Source organism: Pseudoalteromonas phenolica (genome assembly GCF_005876835.1).
Classification (GTDB): Bacteria; Pseudomonadota; Gammaproteobacteria; order Enterobacterales; family Alteromonadaceae; genus Pseudoalteromonas; species Pseudoalteromonas phenolica_B.
This window is the reverse complement of the sequence record NZ_PPSW01000024.1, coordinates 22,693-41,312: the sequence shown is the minus strand read 5'-3', so window position 1 is coordinate 41,312 and position 18,620 is coordinate 22,693. Positions and strand designations below refer to the sequence as shown.

Annotated in this window: 15 protein-coding genes and 1 tRNA gene; 4 read left to right on the top strand and 12 right to left on the bottom strand. The window is 41.1% G+C overall.

Annotated features, from left to right (window positions below):
- Positions 1-44: 44 nt before the first annotated feature.
- Both prfC and C1E24_RS14520 read right to left on the bottom strand, forming a co-directional pair.
- A complete protein-coding gene (prfC, locus tag C1E24_RS14530) occupies positions 45-1,634 on the bottom strand; it encodes a peptide chain release factor 3 (RefSeq protein ID WP_138482638.1) in 1,590 nt (529 codons plus the stop codon).
- A gap of 157 nt (positions 1,635-1,791) precedes the next feature.
- Positions 1,792-3,171, bottom strand: coding sequence for an MATE family efflux transporter (locus C1E24_RS14520; RefSeq protein ID WP_171040901.1), 1,380 nt, complete (start codon positions 3,169-3,171; stop codon positions 1,792-1,794).
- Between the two features lie 274 nt (positions 3,172-3,445).
- Between C1E24_RS14520 and C1E24_RS14515 the strand changes: the two genes are divergently transcribed.
- Both C1E24_RS14515 and C1E24_RS14510 read left to right on the top strand, forming a co-directional pair.
- Positions 3,446-4,132, top strand: a complete 687-nt coding sequence (locus C1E24_RS14515; protein WP_138482636.1) for a 4'-phosphopantetheinyl transferase family protein — start codon at positions 3,446-3,448, stop codon at positions 4,130-4,132.
- Positions 4,133-4,263: 131 nt separating this feature from the next.
- Positions 4,264-6,933: a hybrid sensor histidine kinase/response regulator gene (locus C1E24_RS14510; RefSeq protein ID WP_138482635.1), complete on the top strand. Its 2,670-nt coding sequence runs from the start codon at positions 4,264-4,266 to the stop codon at positions 6,931-6,933.
- A 15-nt stretch (positions 6,934-6,948) separates the two neighbouring features.
- On the opposite strand, the gene rimI is transcribed toward C1E24_RS14510, so the two are convergent.
- The 5 genes from rimI to guaB form a co-directional block, all read right to left on the bottom strand.
- Positions 6,949-7,401, bottom strand: coding sequence for a ribosomal protein S18-alanine N-acetyltransferase (rimI, locus tag C1E24_RS14505; RefSeq protein WP_138482634.1), 453 nt, complete (start codon positions 7,399-7,401; stop codon positions 6,949-6,951).
- Complete coding sequence (locus C1E24_RS14500; RefSeq protein WP_138482633.1) at positions 7,391-7,696, bottom strand: hypothetical protein; 306 nt, start codon at positions 7,694-7,696, stop codon at positions 7,391-7,393. Before C1E24_RS14500 ends, rimI begins: the two co-directional genes overlap by 11 nt.
- A gap of 66 nt (positions 7,697-7,762) precedes the next feature.
- Positions 7,763-7,839: transfer RNA gene (locus C1E24_RS14495), tRNA-Trp, on the bottom strand.
- Positions 7,840-7,987: 148 nt separating this feature from the next.
- Positions 7,988-9,562 carry a glutamine-hydrolyzing GMP synthase gene (gene guaA / locus C1E24_RS14490; RefSeq protein ID WP_138482632.1) on the bottom strand — a complete coding sequence of 525 codons (1,575 nt, stop codon included), beginning with the start codon at positions 9,560-9,562 and terminating at the stop codon, positions 7,988-7,990.
- A gap of 113 nt (positions 9,563-9,675) precedes the next feature.
- Positions 9,676-11,145, bottom strand: coding sequence for an IMP dehydrogenase (gene guaB, locus C1E24_RS14485; protein WP_138482630.1), 1,470 nt, complete (start codon positions 11,143-11,145; stop codon positions 9,676-9,678).
- Between the two features lie 132 nt (positions 11,146-11,277).
- On the opposite strand from guaB, the gene xseA reads away from it, so the two are divergent.
- On the top strand, positions 11,278-12,648 hold the full coding sequence (xseA, locus tag C1E24_RS14480; protein ID WP_138482768.1) for an exodeoxyribonuclease VII large subunit: 1,371 nt from the start codon (positions 11,278-11,280) through the stop codon (positions 12,646-12,648).
- 27 nt (positions 12,649-12,675) lie between these two features.
- Here xseA and cysE read toward each other — a convergent pair whose 3' ends face one another.
- From cysE to C1E24_RS14455, 5 genes are all read right to left on the bottom strand, one after another.
- Positions 12,676-13,497: a serine O-acetyltransferase gene (cysE, locus tag C1E24_RS14475; RefSeq protein WP_138482628.1), complete on the bottom strand. Its 822-nt coding sequence runs from the start codon at positions 13,495-13,497 to the stop codon at positions 12,676-12,678.
- Between the two features lie 218 nt (positions 13,498-13,715).
- Entirely contained in the window at positions 13,716-14,906 is a 1,191-nt protein-coding gene (locus C1E24_RS14470; RefSeq protein ID WP_138482627.1) for an amino acid aminotransferase, read from the bottom strand.
- A gap of 282 nt (positions 14,907-15,188) precedes the next feature.
- Complete coding sequence (locus C1E24_RS14465) at positions 15,189-15,857, bottom strand: GAF domain-containing protein (protein ID WP_171040909.1); 669 nt, start codon at positions 15,855-15,857, stop codon at positions 15,189-15,191.
- Between the two features lie 240 nt (positions 15,858-16,097).
- Positions 16,098-17,762 carry an ATP-binding SpoIIE family protein phosphatase gene (locus C1E24_RS14460; protein WP_138482623.1) on the bottom strand — a complete coding sequence of 555 codons (1,665 nt, stop codon included), beginning with the start codon at positions 17,760-17,762 and terminating at the stop codon, positions 16,098-16,100.
- An 18-nt stretch (positions 17,763-17,780) separates the two neighbouring features.
- Positions 17,781-18,086, bottom strand: a complete 306-nt coding sequence (locus C1E24_RS14455; RefSeq protein ID WP_058030687.1) for an STAS domain-containing protein — start codon at positions 18,084-18,086, stop codon at positions 17,781-17,783.
- Positions 18,087-18,287: 201 nt separating this feature from the next.
- Between C1E24_RS14455 and yciH the strand changes: the two genes are divergently transcribed.
- Positions 18,288-18,617, top strand: a complete 330-nt coding sequence (gene yciH / locus C1E24_RS14450; RefSeq protein WP_138482621.1) for a stress response translation initiation inhibitor YciH — start codon at positions 18,288-18,290, stop codon at positions 18,615-18,617.
- The last annotated feature ends 3 nt before the right edge of the window (positions 18,618-18,620 follow it).

Sequence of the window (18,620 nt, the reverse complement as noted above, 5' to 3'; positions counted from 1 at the left end):
CTTCAATGCCAGCAAGGTTAAATTCGATTCAATTTAAGCGTTTATTAGTGTTCACGTGTATGGTGGAACTGAACATCAGGATAGCGTTCCATTGATAAGTTTAAGTTTACACGGCTTGGTGCAATGTAAGTTAAGTTATCGCCACCATCAAGGGCTAAGTTTGCTTCACACTTACGTTTAAACTCAGCCATTTTCTTATCGTCGTCGCAGGTTACCCAACGCGCAGTTTGTACCGACACACTCTCGTAGATTGCATCTACGTTATATTCTGCTTTCAAACGGGCAACAACCACATCAAACTGCAGCACACCAACCGCTCCAACGATTAGGGTATTATTTTGCAGAGGTCTAAATACCTGTACTGCACCTTCTTCTGAAAGCTGAACTAGGCCTTTTAATAACTGCTTTTGCTTAAGAGGATCTTTCAAGCGAATGCTACGGAATAACTCTGGCGCGAAGTTTGGAATACCGCTGAACTTAAGCTTCTCACCTTGAGTAAAAGTATCACCGATTTGGATTGTACCGTGGTTATGCAAACCAATGATGTCACCTGCAAACGCTTCTTGCGCACGTTCACGGTCACCGGCCATGAAAGTAACCGCGTCAGAAATACTGACTTTTTTGCCGATACGTACGTGGTCCATTTTCATACCTTGGGTATATTTACCCGATACAATGCGCATGAAAGCGATACGGTCACGGTGTTTCGGGTCCATGTTAGCTTGGATTTTAAATACGAAACCTGAGAACTTTTCTTCTTCGGCTTTTACTTCACGCTCTTCTGTTTGACGTGGCATAGGCGTTGGCGCCCACTCAGTTAAACCGTCAAGCATGTGGTCAACACCGAAGTTACCTAATGCTGTACCAAAATATACAGGCGTTAGCTCACCTGATAGGAATAGCTCGTGATCAAATTCGTTTGATGCACCGATTACTAGCTCTAACTCTTCACGAAGTTGCTCTGCTAATTCATCCCCGATTTCTGCATCTAAGTCTGGGTTATCTAAGCCCTTAATGATGCGCTTTTCTTGGATAGTATGGCCTTGACCAGTTGCGTATAAAATCGTTTCATCACGGTGAATGTGATACACACCTTTAAACTCTTTACCACAACCGATTGGCCAAGTGATCGGCGCACACATGATGTTAAGTTCAGTTTCAACTTCGTCCATCACTTCCATAGGGTCACGGATGTCACGGTCAAGCTTGTTCATGAAAGTCACGATTGGCGTATCACGTAAGCGCGTTACTTCCATTAGTTTACGTGTACGGTCTTCTACGCCTTTTGCTGCATCGATCACCATCAGACATGAGTCAACGGCTGTCAGTGTACGATAAGTATCTTCAGAGAAATCTTCGTGTCCCGGGGTATCTAGTAAGTTAACCAAAGCATCGTTATACGGGAACTGCATCACAGAGGTTGTTACTGAGATACCACGCTCTTTTTCCATTTCCATCCAGTCAGATTTAGCGTGCTGGTTTGAACCACGACCTTTTACCGTACCGGCTTTTTGTAAGGCCTTTCCGAATAAAAGTACTTTTTCTGTGATGGTGGTTTTACCCGCATCCGGGTGCGAGATAATCGCGAAAGTCCGTCTTTTCGAGACTTCCTGAGGAATTGAAGCGTTTGACATCGATTAAAATCTTCTCTTAAGTTGAGCACAGCACAAGTAAAATGAAATTACTGTCCTGCTCAGGCTATGAATATCAGTTAATCGACTATTTTCGCTTATCTTGCCAAGATACTCAATCGTACAGCGGTTTTTATAACAACTTTTTCTTCTCAAATAGTTAAGTTTTTTCTGTTTGCAAATCTAATTGCACCATGTCGTTTTGTTCATCACTTGAACGGCTGTAAACAACAGTGATCTGATAAAATACAAAACCACCCATAATGAAATGCGATACTGCTAAGCCAATAAACAACCCCATATTGCCCAATAGATTAAGCCCCAACACAGCCAAAATTGGGATAAGCAATAGACGGTGGAAAGCCAAAAACACCATGGCTTGTTTACTCTTGCCCATGGCATTCAAACAAGAAACATACACCATAACCATACCTAAGCCGGCATAACTGATGGGTAAGAATTGAATGAAGTATTTTAACAAAGTAATTTGCTGACAATCGGGGCAGATCCCAGCAAACAGCTGTGACTGAAATAAATAAAGTAAAGCGGCTATCACACATTGCATAGCAATAATGAGATAAAACGCACTTTTTAAGATACTCACAGCACGTTTTTTATTGTTCGACCAATAATTGACGCCCACTATTGCAGGTAATGAAGCGGTCAGCACCATAGGGATCAATAAAGCCAATGCTTCTATCTTAAAGGTTAAAGCAAATACTGCGATAAAAGCGGTATCAGACTGGCTGGCGATATAAGTTAATAGCGCAAGAGAGCATGCAGGTATTAACTGCTGACAAATAATGAGTATCGTATCTAAATTTCCATTTACTGATTTGCTTGATGTAAATAAACTCGATTTATGCCTCATAAATACAAGGCTTAAACCTATCGCTGCAAATAAAACATCAACAAAAGCATGCAACTGGGCTAGAGAACTCAGCAAATGAAGCTCGCTGTGCTGAGCTAACACTAACAACCCAATTGATTTACACATCATCCAAAGCAATAAATACAGTGCCGAGTACCAACAATCGTTTAATGCTCTGAGCGCGCTGCTAACTTGCCAAATAATCACTAGAGCAAAGAGTGTGCTGATCCGCACTGTTAAAAACGACATGATCTCTGAAGTAAACTCGACAGACTGCACGTCCGATAAAGTACTCAACCACTCAGCTAAACCGAATAAGGCCAGTATTTCATCTAATGTGAGTAGTAAGAAAATAGATACAGCGACACTGACAAATACACCAAAGCGAATATGAGCAAACAATCCTTTATTTTTCTGCTCAACCAATTGCACCATGGCCATATTCGTTCGAACCGACAAGGCAACAGCAAATGCCATCAAGGTTACAAGCAAAGGCTGAGCATACCCATAGAGTTGTAGAAGTTGCTCATTGGTATTGGCTATCACCGACGATTCGGCTAGATCGTAAGCCAATAGAATACAAATCGCTGGCAATAAAATAGCGGTGGTTTTTCTTAATAGCTGCCAAGGCGATGCACTTAGATAACACAAAGTTTGACTCTGCTGCATAGTATCAATCCATTTCATACGTCTTAAACTAAGACCTCAACCCATGGCTTTTATTACAAAATAACTTTCGGCGTTTGTAACAAAGTATGTGCTTAGTGACCTAGCTAAGTCGTTTAATTACTTTAGTGTCATCCTAAAAGCTGGATTAAAATAAAGCAGGTAAACTTTTGTAAAACTTATAAGCCATTTAAATAGTCGATCTTTAACCTGCTTAGAAAAGCTTGCGATTTAAATACAAATAAATGACACTCAGCCCCCTTAAAAGGAGTGCGCTATGCAAGTCACTAAATCGTCTATTTTTGAAAATCGTCTCGCGCTTGAACTCGTGGTGCTTGAGTTCGATGCTGAGAGCTTTGTGCCTCATAGTTTCGAACAATTTAAACAGCCTCTCCCTGAACGCATAAAAAAAGCTGTTCATAAACGCCAAGCTGAATATTTGGCAGGCCGACTATGTGCCACTCAGGCATTAACAGCACTAAACATTGATAACCCGATAGTTCACACGGCTGATGATAGAGTACCAATTTGGCCGGCAGGTACATTTGGCTCAATTACCCATACCAAGGGCATTGCTGGTGCGATAGCTGGCTTGCAAGATCGCGCCACAGCCGTAGGTATTGATGTCGAAAAATTGATGAAAGATAGTCAAGAGACAAAACTGCAAACACACATATTACGAGATGACGAAAAAACGCAATTTCATGAACTTGGTAAGCAAGTAACACACCCCTTAAGTGTTATTTTTTCTGCCAAAGAAAGTATTTATAAAGCCCTCTACCCTTTTGTGAAAAAATATTTTGGCTTCGATAAAGCAAAGTTAATTGCATTTAACGATACTATTTTAACTTTTAAAATAATGCATAACTTAAGCAAACAAGTACAAACAGGTTTAGAAGTTAATGTTCACTATCAAATTATAGATGACCTTGTATTCACTCAATGTTTATTTGAAGCAAAATAGTTGCTTTATTAAACAAGTATGAACATAGCGCATATGACTTGTTAAAAAAGCTGCATTGTCTTAGGATTAGATACTTGGGCTTTGTTCCATTATGCTAACAAGAAGAACATTTAGGACGTTATTTAAATCGCATGAAAACCAGCAAGTTAAGTATAAAATTATTATGGTACATCACTCCATTAGTGATTTTACCTTTGCTGTTTTTAGGTGGTTTCACCTTGACTAACGTTACTAGTTCAACACAAAAACAAGCAAAGCTCACTGTAAGTCGATTTGTTGAACAGCAGCATCAGAAGATGTTCAACTATATTGAGATTTATCAGTCAACCACCAAACTACTCTCAACTTCTCCTGTATTAAGCGATTTTCTCGCAATAGATTTTGAAACACCTTTTGAAAAAACCGCTCGGCTTGGCGCTTTAATGGATGTATTTGCAAGTTACAGTGATGCCTACCCTGACATATTAAGCATTAACCTAGTTTCACCAGAGGGTGAATCAAAAGCATACTATGCGAATAATTTAAATCAGGCACCACAAAGTTATCCGTTTTTTGAGCAAGTAAAAAGTAGCAGTATGCGGCAGCAGAAATTCATGGTGCCGACTGCAAACAACACCACACATATTTATCTTGTACAGCAAATTTTCAGTGTTGATTACCAGCTCAAAAGACCAAAACAACAAGGTTACATCATAGTTCAAGTTGACCCTTCGGTAATTCACTCAAGTATCTTAGAGTCTCCATACAATAATACCTTAAATTTATTGATCACTCAGCAGGGTGAAATCTTATTCAGCTCAGATCCGAGTCTGTATGCGCAATCTTTGAACGTCGAAGAAACTCAAAAAATACAAGAAACCGCTGAGCGAAGTACGCTGAAATCAATTAAATTGTCGAGTGTAGATAACATCGAACGTATGGTTTATGCGGTGCAATTAAGTGGCGGTTATTATTATTTATCGAGCATTCCGAAAGCGCTGCTGTATCAATCAGGTAAAGCAATTAGTTTGATCACTGCTTTGATTGTCATTTTGTCGGTGATAACTCTCCCTATCTTGATTTTTATAGTGGTAAGGAACCTACTTTTAAACCCAATTGAATTACTTGGTGCTGCCAGCCATAAGGTCGGTGATGGTAATTTATCAGTCTCTTTACCTGAACAAAGCAACGATGAAGTTGGACTTTTATTTAGAGACTTCAACCACATGGTAAAACAGATCAGAGATTCTCAATCTGAACTTAAAACCTATAAGTTACACCTAGAAGAAATGGTTGATGTTCGTACTGAGGAACTTGAACAAACAAATCAACAACTCGAAATTGCTATTAGGGAAGCTGAGCAAGCGAGTGATTTAAAAAGTCGTTTCTTAGCCAATATGAGTCATGAGATCCGCACCCCTCTGACTGCGATTATGGGTTTCACCGAGCAGTTGATTATCAACCCGCAAGCGACCGCGAATCGAAACCACTTAAGCACGGTACTGCGAAACTCAAAGCACTTGTTAGAGCTGATAAATAACATACTCGATTTATCAAAAATCGAAGCTGAAAAGCTTGATGTAGAGCATCGCCCATTCAAACTTCAGCCTTTACTTGAAGATGTTGAGTCGATCATCGCGCCACTAGCACAAGAAAAACAGCTATCTTTTTCTATGGACTACCAATTTCCGTTGCCGCGCTCCATTTACAGCGATATCACTCGCTTAAAACAAATATTATTAAACATTACCACCAACGCCGTGAAGTTTACCGAATACGGTGGCATTCGTTTAAGCGTGCGATTTATTCACCAGAGTCAAAGTGTCGAGTTTATTATTGAAGATACCGGTATCGGCATGTCTGACAGTGAAATAAAACGTGTCTTTAAACCCTTCGAGCAGGCTGATAGCACCACCACACGCCGCTTTGGTGGAACAGGTTTGGGCCTATGTATTTCTAAGAATTTAGCACAGCTACTCGGTGGTGATGTAGAAGTATTAAGTGAGCAAGGTGTGGGCAGTAAGTTTACCATTCGTGTTTTAGCGCACTTCCCGAATGGCGATTATCAACTTATCAATAAATTGGAGGAGTCAGCGCACATCCCTGATGCCTCACAAGAGCTTGCAGCAACCCAGTTTGATGCCAACATTCTTCTGGCCGAAGATAACCCTGATAACCAAGAGCTGATCTGTCTACTGCTTGATGCATGGGGAATTAAGCCAGACATAGCTAATAATGGCGCTGAAGCAGTTGAGAAAGCGCTAGTTAATGATTACCAACTTATTTTGATGGATATGCAAATGCCTGTCATGGGTGGCCTAGAAGCCACAGAAATGCTCCGGCATGCGGCCTATGATGGCCCTATCATCGCCCTCACTGCGAATGTCATGAAGCATGATGTTGAGTCTTACCTTGCTGCTGGCTGTGATGCAACCTTGGCAAAACCAATCGATAAGAAGCAACTTGGCCAAGTACTTTTAGAGCACCTACAGATCCAGGCCGCGAGTCAATCTAAGTGGGATTCTCTATTAGCCAGTGAAAAGTTTGTACAAATCAACAAAAATTACATGGAAAAGCTGCCTGACTATCTTAAACAAGTGCAACACTATTATGATAATCAGGAGTGGGAGTCGCTCAGAGCGCTTGCTCATAGCTTAAAAGGTAGTGCCGGCTGCTTTGGCTTTATGAACATTCACAGCGCTGCTGAGGAGCTTGAAAATAGCTTAATGACCAATCAGCAGGCTCAGTGGCAGTATACGCAATTGAATCTATGTGAAGCCATCAAGTACACCTTGGCACAACAGCAGCAAACTGTGAATTAAATGGCATTAGCGCTTTTAAAAGAAGCTTTTCGCCATTAATACTGCGTGCTCTTTACCCTCTTTGGCTGGGTAATAGTTTTTACGGACACCCACCTCTGAAAAATCAAATTTTTGGTAAACCGCTATTGCACTTAAATTTGATTCTCTTACTTCTAAGAAACAGTTTTCGGCTTCAAGTGTTTGCGCCTGCTCTAGCAAATGCGCCATAAGTTGTTTTGCATAGCCTCGCCCTTGGTACTTAGGGGCAACACAAATATCCATTAAGGTGTGATCAGGCCCAACCTGCTCAGCGACATAAAAGCCAACGAGTTCATCACCTAACAATAAACCTGCATTGTAGTATCTGCCTCCTAAACAGGATTGCATGGTTTTAGCACTCCAAGGAAAGCTATGGCATGCCTGTTCAATATCCATAATGGTTTCAAGCGGCATATCATTAAGCAAGCTAGCAACTATTTTACTTGTCATGTAATAACTTCCATAACGCACGTTTGTGCTCAACCCTGAGGTTCACCGAAGGCAGAGTAAGAACGTTGTTCTGCAGCTTGACGCTATCGCCCTTTATTATTTCTGCAAAGCCTGCGGGCTGTAGCAATAATAAATCAGCATGTAATTGATAAGGCAAGGTTAGTAACTCATGTTGCTCAGAAGGCATATCACTGTGATCAGCCGAAGTCATTTCAGACTCAGATGTCTCTGGAGCAAAATGTGAATTGAGTTTAAGTGGTGTAATACCTAAAACATCAGCATGCAATGCGCGCATAGTTAAATCTTGAAGAATTTTTTTTGAGAATATAAAGGTTTGTAGCAGAGAAAGCAAAGTAAGAAGTGGCAGGGGCGGCAGGACTCGAACCCGCAACCATCGGTTTTGGAGACCGCTGTTCTACCAATTGGAACTACGCCCCTGCAATGACGTCGCATTATAGAGAGGTTTTTATAAAGGTAAAGTAAAAATTTCAAAAAAACGTTTAACTGCGGCTTTAATAAACAAAAAGGCGAATATTTTACCTATTCGCCTTTTTAATCATCAAATTAGCAATGAACTACTTGCTCATTATTCCCATTCGATGGTTGCTGGTGGCTTACCAGAAATATCGTAAACCACGCGTGAGATACCATCGATCTCGTTAATGATGCGGTTTGATACCAGACCTAAGAAATCATAAGGTAGGTGTGACCAACGCGCTGTCATAAAGTCGATTGTTTCTACACAACGAAGTGATACTACCCAGTCGTATTTACGTGCATCACCCATTACGCCAACCGATTTAACCGGTAGGAATACCGTGAATGCTTGCGATACTTTGTGGTAGATGTCTGCTTTATGTAGTTCTTCAATGAAGATAGCGTCTGCACGGCGAAGTAAATCACAGTATTCTTTCTTGATTTCACCTAGTACACGTACACCTAGACCTGGACCTGGGAATGGGTGACGGTAAAGCATGTCGTAAGGTAAACCTAACTCAAGACCAATCTTACGTACTTCATCTTTAAATAACTCACGAAGCGGCTCAACTAGACCCATTTCCATATCGTCAGGAAGACCACCTACGTTATGGTGAGACTTGATCACATGCGCTTTACCCGTTTTAGAAGCCGCTGACTCGATCACGTCTGGGTAAATTGTACCTTGTGCTAACCATTTTGCATTTTTCAGCTTTTTAGACTCAGCATCAAACACGTCAATGAACGTATGACCGATTGCTTTACGCTTATCTTCTGGATCTGAAAGACCGGCTAGGTCATTTAAGAACTGCTCTTCAGCATCTACTTTGATGATGTTAAGACCGAACTTATCACCAAACATTTCCATTACTTGCTGACCTTCGTTTAAACGAAGTAGACCGTTATCAACGAATACACAAGTTAGCTTCTTACCAATCGCACGGTGGATAAGCATGGCTACTACTGATGAATCAACACCACCAGAAAGACCTAGGATAACTTCGTCATCACCCACTTTTTCTTTGATCTTAGCAACGGCATCTTCAATAATTTGCGATGGAGTCCACAGCTTTTCACAGCCACAGATGTCAATAACAAAACGCTCTAAAAGGCGCTGACCTTGCTGTGTGTGTGTTACTTCAGGGTGGAATTGAACACCGTAAAAACGCTTTTCTTCCCAAGACATAGCCGCGTGAGGGCATGTATCAGTTTTAGCTGATGTTACAAATGTCTCTGGAATTTCAATTACTTTGTCGCCGTGGCTCATCCACACGTCTAGGAAGTCTGAACCATTCTCGATGTGATCTTGAATGTCTTCAAATAGTTTACAGTTACCTAGTTTTTCAACACGTGCGTAACCGAACTCTTTCTTGTCTGAGCTTTCAACTAGGCCGCCTAACTGCATCGCCATAGTCTGCATACCGTAACATACACCTAATACTGGCACGCCAGCATTAAATACAAACTCAGGTGCACGTGGGCTGTTTTCTTCAGTCGTTGACTCTGGGCCACCAGATAAAATAATACCTTGAGGGTTGAATTCACGGATCTGCTCTTCCGTTACGTCCCAAGCCCAAAGCTCACAGTAAACACCGATTTCACGAACACGGCGCGCGATAAGCTGCGTGTACTGAGAACCGAAATCTAAGATCAAAATGCGGGAATCGTGGATGTCTTTGCTCATTGATAATCTCGTTGGTTAGAAAACGATAAGTTTAGTAAAGCACAAAAACGAACTTTACCTAAAATTAAGAAGGGCTAGCCTAAGCTAGCCCAATTTTTAAAATGCGCTGCGCATTAACCCATACGGTAGTTAGGCGCTTCTTTGGTGATCTGTACGTCGTGAACGTGTGACTCACCCATACCTGCAGACGTAACTTTAACGAATTGAGGTTTTGTATTTAGCTCAGCAATCGTTGCACAGCCAGTTAAGCCCATTGCACTTCGGATACCACCCACTTGTTGGTGAATAATCGTTGCGATAGGGCCTTTATATGCAACACGACCTTCGATACCTTCTGGTACCAATTTGTCTGCTTCATTTGATTTTTGGAAATAACGATCTGACGAACCTTCTTTTTGGTTCATCGCACCCAAGCTACCCATACCACGGTAAGACTTGTAGTAACGGCCTTGGTAAAGCTCAACTTCACCTGGAGACTCTTCAGTACCAGCAAGCATAGAGCCAACCATTACACATGATGCACCAGCCACAAGTGCTTTTACGATATCACCAGAGAAACGGATACCACCATCAGCAATCACAGGAACGTCACGACCTTTTAAGCCTTCAACAGCATCAGAGATAGCAGTAATTTGCGGTACACCACAGCCTGTTACGATACGAGTAGTACAAATTGAACCAGGACCAATACCAACTTTAACTGCATCAGCACCGGCATCAGCTAGCGCAATCGCGCCTTCAGCTGTAGCAACGTTACCTGCAACGATTTGTAAATCTGGGTATGTTTCACGTGTGGCTTTAACACGGTCAATTACGCCTTGAGAGTGACCGTGTGAAGTATCGATAAGTAACACGTCAACACCTGCTTCAACAAGCGCTGCGATACGCTCATCAGTGCCAGCACCAACCCCAACAGCAGCACCTACACGTAAACGACCTTGCTCGTCTTTACATGCATTCGGCTTTTCTTGTGCTTTTTGGTAATCCTTAACTGTGATCATGCCTTTTAATGCAAACGCATCATCAACCACTAAGATTTTTTCAATGCGGTGCTCGTGCATCAGACCTAAGATCTCTTCACGTGCAGCACCTTCTTTTACCGTCACAAGATCGGCTTTTTTCGTCATTACTGAAGAAACAGGCTTATCTAGTTGCGTTTCAAAACGTAAGTCGCGGCTAGTTACGATGCCTTCTAGTTTATTATTCTCATCAACGACAGGGAAACCTGAGAAACCTTTCTCATGTGCAAGCTCAAGTGCACCTTCAATTGTCAGGTCAGCTGTCACAGTGACAGGGAAAGACACAATACCCGCTTCGTAAGCTTTAACCTTACGAACATTTCTCGCTTGCTCTTCAATTGTCATGTTCTTGTGCACAAAACCAATGCCGCCTTCTTGTGCTAGTGCAATAGCAAGACGCGCTTCAGTTACAGTATCCATTGAAGCAGAAACAAGAGGTAGGTTTAAATCAATACCACGCGTTAAACGCGTTTTTAAATCAGCGGTATGAGGTAATACGGTAGAGTGTGCTGGTACGAGTAGCACATCATCGAAAGTTAGGGCTTCTTTTGCAATTCTTAGCATGTTTGCGGTATCTCTCACGTGGAATTGAGTAATAGGAATTGCGTGCGAATTTTATCAGCGTTGTAGTAGTGAGTAAATCTTTTTTTCAAAAAATATGCTAAAGTTTCGCGGTAATTTTTTCAGAGGCCAATGATGACATTCTCAGTTTCTTCAGCTCCAAAACACAAAGTTTATTCAGTTTCAAAGCTAAATAAAGAAATTCGCGGCATTTTAGAGCAAGGTTTTGCTTCTTTAAGGTTAACCGGGGAAATCTCCAACTTTGTTGCACCGGCATCTGGCCATTGGTATTTCTCTTTAAAAGATGACAAAGCACAAATTAAGGCTGCCATGTGGCGAGGAAACAACCGCTACAGCAAATATAAGCCTAATAATGGTGCCCAAGTGGTTGTCACAGCACGCGTCTCAGTGTATGAACCCCGCGGTGAATATCAACTGATTGTTGAACATATGGAACCTGCTGGTGAAGGCCAACTGAAACAACAATTTGAAGCGCTCAAGTTACAACTTGCTGCAGAGGGGCTATTTAGCAGTGCACATAAACAACCTCTCCCAACACAAATAAGAAAAGTAGGTGTGGTTACCTCTGCCACTGGCGCTGCAATTAAAGACATCTTGACAGTAATGAAGCGTCGAGCTCCACAACTTGAAGTTATCGTTTATCCGACTCAAGTTCAAGGCAGCGATGCTCACCTGCAAATTGCAGAGAAAATTCGTTTGGCAAATATCCGAAATGAAGTCGACGTACTGATTGTGGGCCGTGGCGGCGGCTCATTAGAAGATTTATGGTGCTTTAACGAAGAGCATCTAGCCCGCGAGATATTTGCCAGTCGTTTACCTATTATTAGTGCTGTGGGTCATGAAATAGATACCACCATTTCGGATTATGTTGCTGATTTAAGAGCCCCTACTCCATCAGCAGCCGCTGAACTAGTCAGCCCTGATCAGCATGCGATTAAAAAGCATATTATTGAAAAGTACGCACGCTTAAGTCATTTAATGCTGAGTAAAATCAAAGAAGCGAAGCAAACTAACAATGCGCTACTACAACGGCTCAAGCTACAGCATCCAAATAGCCAACTGCAGCAACAAGCTCAGCGTTTAGACGAACTTTCAATGCGATTGCAACGTGGCGTGCATGCTCAGCTCAATCAAAAAAATAACCAACTGAGTTTGCTGCAACAAAGGTTTCAACATCAACACCCTGAACGTCGACTTTCTCAATCAAAAGATGCGCTACAGCAGTTAGAGCAAAGATTATTAAATGCACAAAATAAAAACCAACAGTCTGCGAAGCAACAATTAGCCATGCTAGCGGCAAGACTTGAAAGCATTAGCCCGTTGGGAGTATTAGCGAGAGGCTATTCCATCACCAAGAAAGGCGAACATGTAGTTAAATCGATTGAACAAGTAAAAGCGGGAGAAACACTTGTCACTCAAGTCCATGATGGTGAAATTCACACCACAGTGAAACACACTCTAGAAACAATAAAGGCTGCACAGTAGCAGCCTTAATTTCCATTTATATGCTGTTTATAGCATAGCGCTGGTATACGATTCGTTTTCTAAAGACACTTCATCTTCTAAGAAGTTTTGATCCATCGATTCTGCAGGACAAGGACAATTCGGCTTACCAACCACTTTTGCTGGAATACCCACGACTGTTGTATGTGGCGCCACCGGGTTTAACACTACAGAACCTGCACCTATGCGTGCGCCTTCTCCGACTTCGATGTTACCTAATACTTTTGCACCAGCCCCGATCAATACACCCGCTCTGATTTTTGGGTGACGATCGCCTTGTTCATTACCTGTACCACCGAGTGTTACAGATTGTAAGATTGAAACATTGTCCTCGATTACCGCGGTTTCACCAATTACGATACCAGTAGCGTGGTCAAACATAATGCCATGACCGACTTTACAAGCAGGATGGATGTCAACGCCAAAAACTTCAGAGGTACGGCTTTGGATGAAACGTGCGAGCTCTTTGCGGTTCTGACGCCAGAGGCAATGTGCAAGTCTGTGTGCTTGGATTGCATGAAAACCCTTCAAGTTCAAAATAACAGTTAAATAACTATCGGCAGCTGGGTCACGATCTTTAACTGCTTTTATGTCATGAGCAACATGGGTCAACATTCTGTCGCAGTCAACGAAGGCTTGGTCAAACAATTCACGAATTGTAAAAGCCGATACCACCGCATCCGCAAGCTTATTTGCAACAATAAAACTTAACGCAGAGCCTAAACACTCGTGATTTAACACACTCGAGTAAACATGACTTGCCAAAAGAGGCTCTCTACTTACTAACTCTGTTGCTTCTTGGCGAAGCTGCTGCCAAATTTCATGACGCATAAACATACCTTACAGACTGACATTGGGCGGATTGTAACGGTTACATAAACCGTACGACCAGAAAATGCTGGGAACATCTTCTACTTACTTATAACAAACTGCACTAAAACAAGCAATTTGCGAGAGATTCGCTATCCACTTCAGAGCAAATGAAAGCACAATCTAGAAACAAAAATGCCACTTATCAAAAGTGGCATTTACTTAAGCGTAATGCTTAATTATTTTAGTACTTCAGCAACTGCTTTCGAGAAGTACTCAATATTTTCTTGGCTCACACCTGCAACATTTACTCGGCTAGAACCTACAATATAAATCGCGTATTCTTTTTGTAGGCGCTCGATTTGATCTTTATTAATACCTAAGAAAGAGAACATACCATTTTGCTTATCAATGAAAGAGAAGTCTTGCGCTACACCTTGAGCTGCTAGGCTATCTTTGATTAATGTACGTAGACCATTGATACGGTTACGCATTTCATCAAGCTCATCATGCCACTCTTGTGTTAGTTCTGTACTACCTAAAATCGTATTTACGATATCTGCACCATGTGCTGGTGGCATTGAGTAAATACTACGAACAACACTTAATAATACCGAGTTAGAAATATCAGCATTTGCGCTGTCTTTAGCAATGATTGAACATGCACCGATACGCTCACGGTAAAGACCAAAATTCTTAGAACATGAAGAACAAATAATCAGCTCATCAACTGCATCTGCTAGTAAACGCAAGCCTTTTGCATCTTCGTCAAGGCTTGCACCAAAACCTTGGTAAGCAATATCGATTAACGGTGTGAAGCCCACTTCTTTTGCAAGTTCAGCAACTATTTTCCACTGCTCCTCGTTTAAATCCATACCACTTGGGTTGTGACAACAAGCATGTAAAAGAACCACGTCGCCTTTAGGTACTTGTTTAAGCGTGTCGATCATTTCATCGAACAACAAGCCTTTATTTTCGTAGTCATAATATGGGTATTCTTTAACTGTTAGGCCCGCAGCTTCAAATAAGCTAATGTGGTTAGCCCAAGTTGGTGTTGTTACCCATACTGTCGCATCTGTGTTACAACGCTTGATGAATTCAGCAGCAACACGTAGTGCACCTGTACCACCTGGCGCTTGTGCAGTGCGAACACGGTTTGCAAGTAATGTACTGTGCTCACCTAATAACAGGGTTTCCATTTTCTGACAAAAATCTAAATTACCAGCAAGACCAATGTAAGACTTAGTGGTTTCGTTTTCTAAACGAAAAGCTTCAGCTTTCTTTACAGCTCTTAGTACAGGGGTATTACCTTGCTCATCTTTGTAAACACCAACGCCAAGATCGATTTTATTAGGGTTAGTATCTTGTTTGTAAGCAGCCATAAGACCCAAAATTGGATCAGTTGGTAACGGTTTTAATTCTGAGAACATAGGTCATCTCTTAATTTAGTTATTTGTCAGTGTGCCTTATAAACGCGCAGAGTATTTACAAGGCATAACCCGGGTGATATCAATTTTATCAACTAAGTGTTCATTCTAGCGAGCTAAATGGTCCAATAATTTCGTCAGAAACTTCTCATATAGAATAACTATATCACGTCATTTCTTTCTCATTCTTTGACCATTTTTCAGTCGCAAGAAATGAACATAAATTCAATGCAATTGATATTAAAACTGCGTTAATAGTAACATAAAATTTTAAGAACTCGAGTGCTACGAACGCGGTAAATACTGAGGAATTCTAATACAGGCGGCAACTAAAACTGCCAACACCTGTTCATCAAAAATGCCAGTTGAGAACGCCTCGGCATCGATGATCCCTGTGCAACCTGAAATGTTATCAAACATAGGTAAACATGCTTCAGACTGTACTTTAGGATCACAGGTATAATACTCACCACCTTGTGCTACATATTCAGCGACATCATTCACAACTCGCCCTTTAGAAGACAAGGCAACTTGTACGTTATTACTTATCTTTGCAAAGTCTTCTGTAAGCGGGAATAAAGGACGGCTTGGTGCACCGTGATAAGCCAATTTAAGTAACTGCTCACCTTCAGGGGTTAAGGTATTTGCATATATACCAAACCAGTCGACCTGTGTTTTATCAACAACGAATTGCACAATCGCATTCAGCTTTGCCAATAACACTTTATTTTCTTGGTTATTGTTGATGTAGCTTTCTAACTCAAAAGGTGCATCTTGTAGTTGGCCAAATAAGCTACAGCTTCCGCCTTCCCCTAATTCAGGGATCAAATAAGACCAAACCGCATCCGCAGTGCCTTGTTCAGAATTTAGAAATGTATCTAATTCTGCTAGCACTTGTTCTACAAGTGAAGGCGATGTAGTTACGCCCGACAGTGAAAGATAAGAAGAAATCATTTTAGCCATCCAAACATCCAGATACCCGAAACTTAACACACAAAATTAGCTTTGCAAAGGTACAAAGCCAATTCAGTAAGAAACATTAAAGACCTGCGGAAGTAAGATTTAATTTCGGTTAAAAATTTTTTGGTCGATATTAGCTATGGTAGGGGTTATTTGACTTTGAGATATGACTTTTTCTAAGCTAAAGTTTTATACACTTAAATTAAACTATTCAGTAATCGCCTAAATACTCAATCAAGAAATATAAGGGTTGTTATTTAATGAGTATATAAGCTCAACACAGTTGCCAGTTTCATTATAAGACACCGAATGAGCTATTTCGTTTAGTAAGCCAACACCTCTACCATGCTCTTGACACAAAGAAGCTGTGCTATCTTCTTTAACATGAAAGCCAGTGCCGGAGTCAGTAATGGTAAATCTAATGTGTTGATGCTGAGGTTCGTAATTTGCACTTATTTCGATCCGAGCTGCTTGCAACTTTGCCAATGCTTCTTCACGCATTTGATAGAAAATAAAAAATCCATCTTCTTGATTTTTGATGTCTGAATCTAACCCCAGCACCCCATGATCTAATGCATTGTTATAAGCTTCAGAAAGCAGAAGAAAAATATTTGAACGGTGATTATCAACCCCTTCTACCGTACTTAACATATTTACTAATTCTAAAATGGGATCATTTCGTTTCATTTGTTCTGCGTTTAGCACAACGTGAAAGTCAAATGGCAGCTGAGAGTAGCTCACCTCCGAATTAATAATCAGCGGATTCGCAACACAATTTATAATTGCGATACTCAAGTCATCTTGTTGCTCACTGTGACCAGAGAACTGATGTACTTGAGCAATAATATCTTCGGTACCGATATTTGATTTACTTGCCAGCGTCGCTTTTAAACGCTCTTCACCAAACATTTCACCTTGTTTACTTTCTGTCTCGACAATGCCATCTGTTGCCATAACAAGACGGTGAGCGTCATTAACCTCAAAATGAACAATATTCCTCTCGAACTCATCAGCTTCTAGAATACCCAATGCCATATGCTGTGACTCAAGGGTTTTAATTACCGCACCGCTTTTATCTATTAAATAAATATCAGGTATGCCACCAAGCCAAGCAGATACACTTCGACCAGACTCACTTAACTCTATGATTGCTGCAGCACAGAACATATGACCAGGTAATAACTCTGCCAGTGCATTATTTAATTCATAAGCGATGTCACTCACAGCCATGCCTTTAGCCACCATCGCATAGAAAATACGAGAGGCTGGCAAAGCCCCTACTGCAGCAGCTAAACCATGACCAGTAAAATCCCCCAGCAGACAATAGAAACCACCGAGCGGACTCTGTGCCATTAAGAACATATCGCCATTAAACATAGACGCAGGGGATAGGTGGAAGTCACAAATGTTTGGAAAGCTTTTCTGTTGCGAGAGCGCATTGCTAAAGATGTGCTCCACAATTTCATGCTCACGCTCAGTTTGATTATAATGGTATTCGAGTTCTTTCTTCTGCCTATTAGCTTCTTGGCTTAAACGACGAGTTCTTGCATGCGCTTTAATTTTGGCTGAGAGAATGATTTTATCGAAGGGTTTGTGGATAAAGTCATCACCACCCACCTCAAGACACTTTTCAAAACTTTGGTGATCTTCAAGCGCAGTAATAAAGATAATCGGTAAGTAAACATCCCCAGCTTTCTGCTTAATGAGTGGTGCCGTTTCAAAACCATCCATTACAGGCATCATGACATCAAGCAAAACGATATCAATAGAGTGCTCGTTTAACTTTTCAAGCGCTTGTTGCCCGTTGCTTGCAAGCTCGACCAGATAATTTTGTTGCTCGAGCATGGCTTTAAGCAAAGTGCAATTTAAGGGTTGGTCATCAACGACTAAAATACGCAATGTAGGGTCTAATCTAAATCAGTCAATATCAAACTTTTTATCAAAACGCGAGATTTGCAATATTTTCTTTAGTTGAGGACGACAGTTACTAATTGTAATACTCGACACAGATTCACCCAACGTTTTCTTCATATTTAAAAGCATACCAAGGGCAGAACTATCCATATAATCAGTCTCTCGCAAATCGATAATCACCTTATCCGTTTGCCCATCTACCTCAGCATACGCTTGACGGAAAGACTGAACCAAATTGAAATCAAACTTTCCTTTTATCTGTATCGTCAACGTTTTGCCATCGGCAGAAGCGCTCTTGCTCAAACTCATTATAACCTCCTAATATGGTTCGAATTTGTTATTCATCCGTTGTTCTTAAATATAACTTGTTTAGAAATAATCGCCAAAAAATATCGAGCTTATTATCAAAATTTATTTAAATGTATAAAAATCATACCATTATCAAGATATGTTCAATGCACTCTACGAAACTGCTATTATTCAGGGATGGAAACAAAAGAGCACTGAAAAATGTCTGAAAATAATCTTGTTTATTCAACTGAATTTGGCCGAATTAAACCTGAGAGCGAAAACAATGAACCTGAAGTCCGTCTATTTAAAGATGGGGCAGTCCGCATTGAAAGGCAAACTAAAGGCCGTAAAGGGAAAGGCGTGATGCTGGTTGTTGGTATTGACCCGTCTGAGCATGATTTAAAGAAACTCGCTAAAACACTAAAAAGTAAAATGGGTCAAGGCGGTGCAGTAAAAGAAGGCGTCATTGAAATACAGGGAGATGACCGAGACAAGCTTAAACAAATACTAGAAGCGATGAAGTTCAAGGTCAAAATTGCGGGGGGCTAATAA

Excerpts from the sequence above, each read along its gene's own strand:
- rimI (WP_138482634.1), bottom strand. The coding sequence starts at position 7,401 with ATGACAAGTAAAATAGTTGCTAGCTTGCTTAATGATATGCCGCTTGAA.
- C1E24_RS14455 (WP_058030687.1), bottom strand. The coding sequence starts at position 18,086 with ATGAGTTTGAGCAAGAGCGCTTCTGCCGATGGCAAAACGTTGACGATA.
- C1E24_RS14470 (WP_138482627.1), bottom strand. The coding sequence starts at position 14,906 with ATGTTCTCAGAATTAAAACCGTTACCAACTGATCCAATTTTGGGTCTT.
- C1E24_RS14510 (WP_138482635.1), top strand. The coding sequence starts at position 4,264 with ATGAAAACCAGCAAGTTAAGTATAAAATTATTATGGTACATCACTCCA.
- guaB (WP_138482630.1), bottom strand. The coding sequence starts at position 11,145 with ATGCTAAGAATTGCAAAAGAAGCCCTAACTTTCGATGATGTGCTACTC.
- cysE (WP_138482628.1), bottom strand. The coding sequence starts at position 13,497 with ATGCGTCATGAAATTTGGCAGCAGCTTCGCCAAGAAGCAACAGAGTTA.
- C1E24_RS14520 (WP_171040901.1), bottom strand. The coding sequence starts at position 3,171 with ATGCAGCAGAGTCAAACTTTGTGTTATCTAAGTGCATCGCCTTGGCAG.
- C1E24_RS14515 (WP_138482636.1), top strand. The coding sequence starts at position 3,446 with ATGCAAGTCACTAAATCGTCTATTTTTGAAAATCGTCTCGCGCTTGAA.
- xseA (WP_138482768.1), top strand. The coding sequence starts at position 11,278 with ATGACATTCTCAGTTTCTTCAGCTCCAAAACACAAAGTTTATTCAGTT.
- prfC (WP_138482638.1), bottom strand. The coding sequence starts at position 1,634 with ATGTCAAACGCTTCAATTCCTCAGGAAGTCTCGAAAAGACGGACTTTC.
- C1E24_RS14500 (WP_138482633.1), bottom strand. The coding sequence starts at position 7,696 with ATGCGCGCATTGCATGCTGATGTTTTAGGTATTACACCACTTAAACTC.
- C1E24_RS14465 (WP_171040909.1), bottom strand. The coding sequence starts at position 15,857 with ATGATTTCTTCTTATCTTTCACTGTCGGGCGTAACTACATCGCCTTCA.
- yciH (WP_138482621.1), top strand. The coding sequence starts at position 18,288 with ATGTCTGAAAATAATCTTGTTTATTCAACTGAATTTGGCCGAATTAAA.
- guaA (WP_138482632.1), bottom strand. The coding sequence starts at position 9,562 with ATGAGCAAAGACATCCACGATTCCCGCATTTTGATCTTAGATTTCGGT.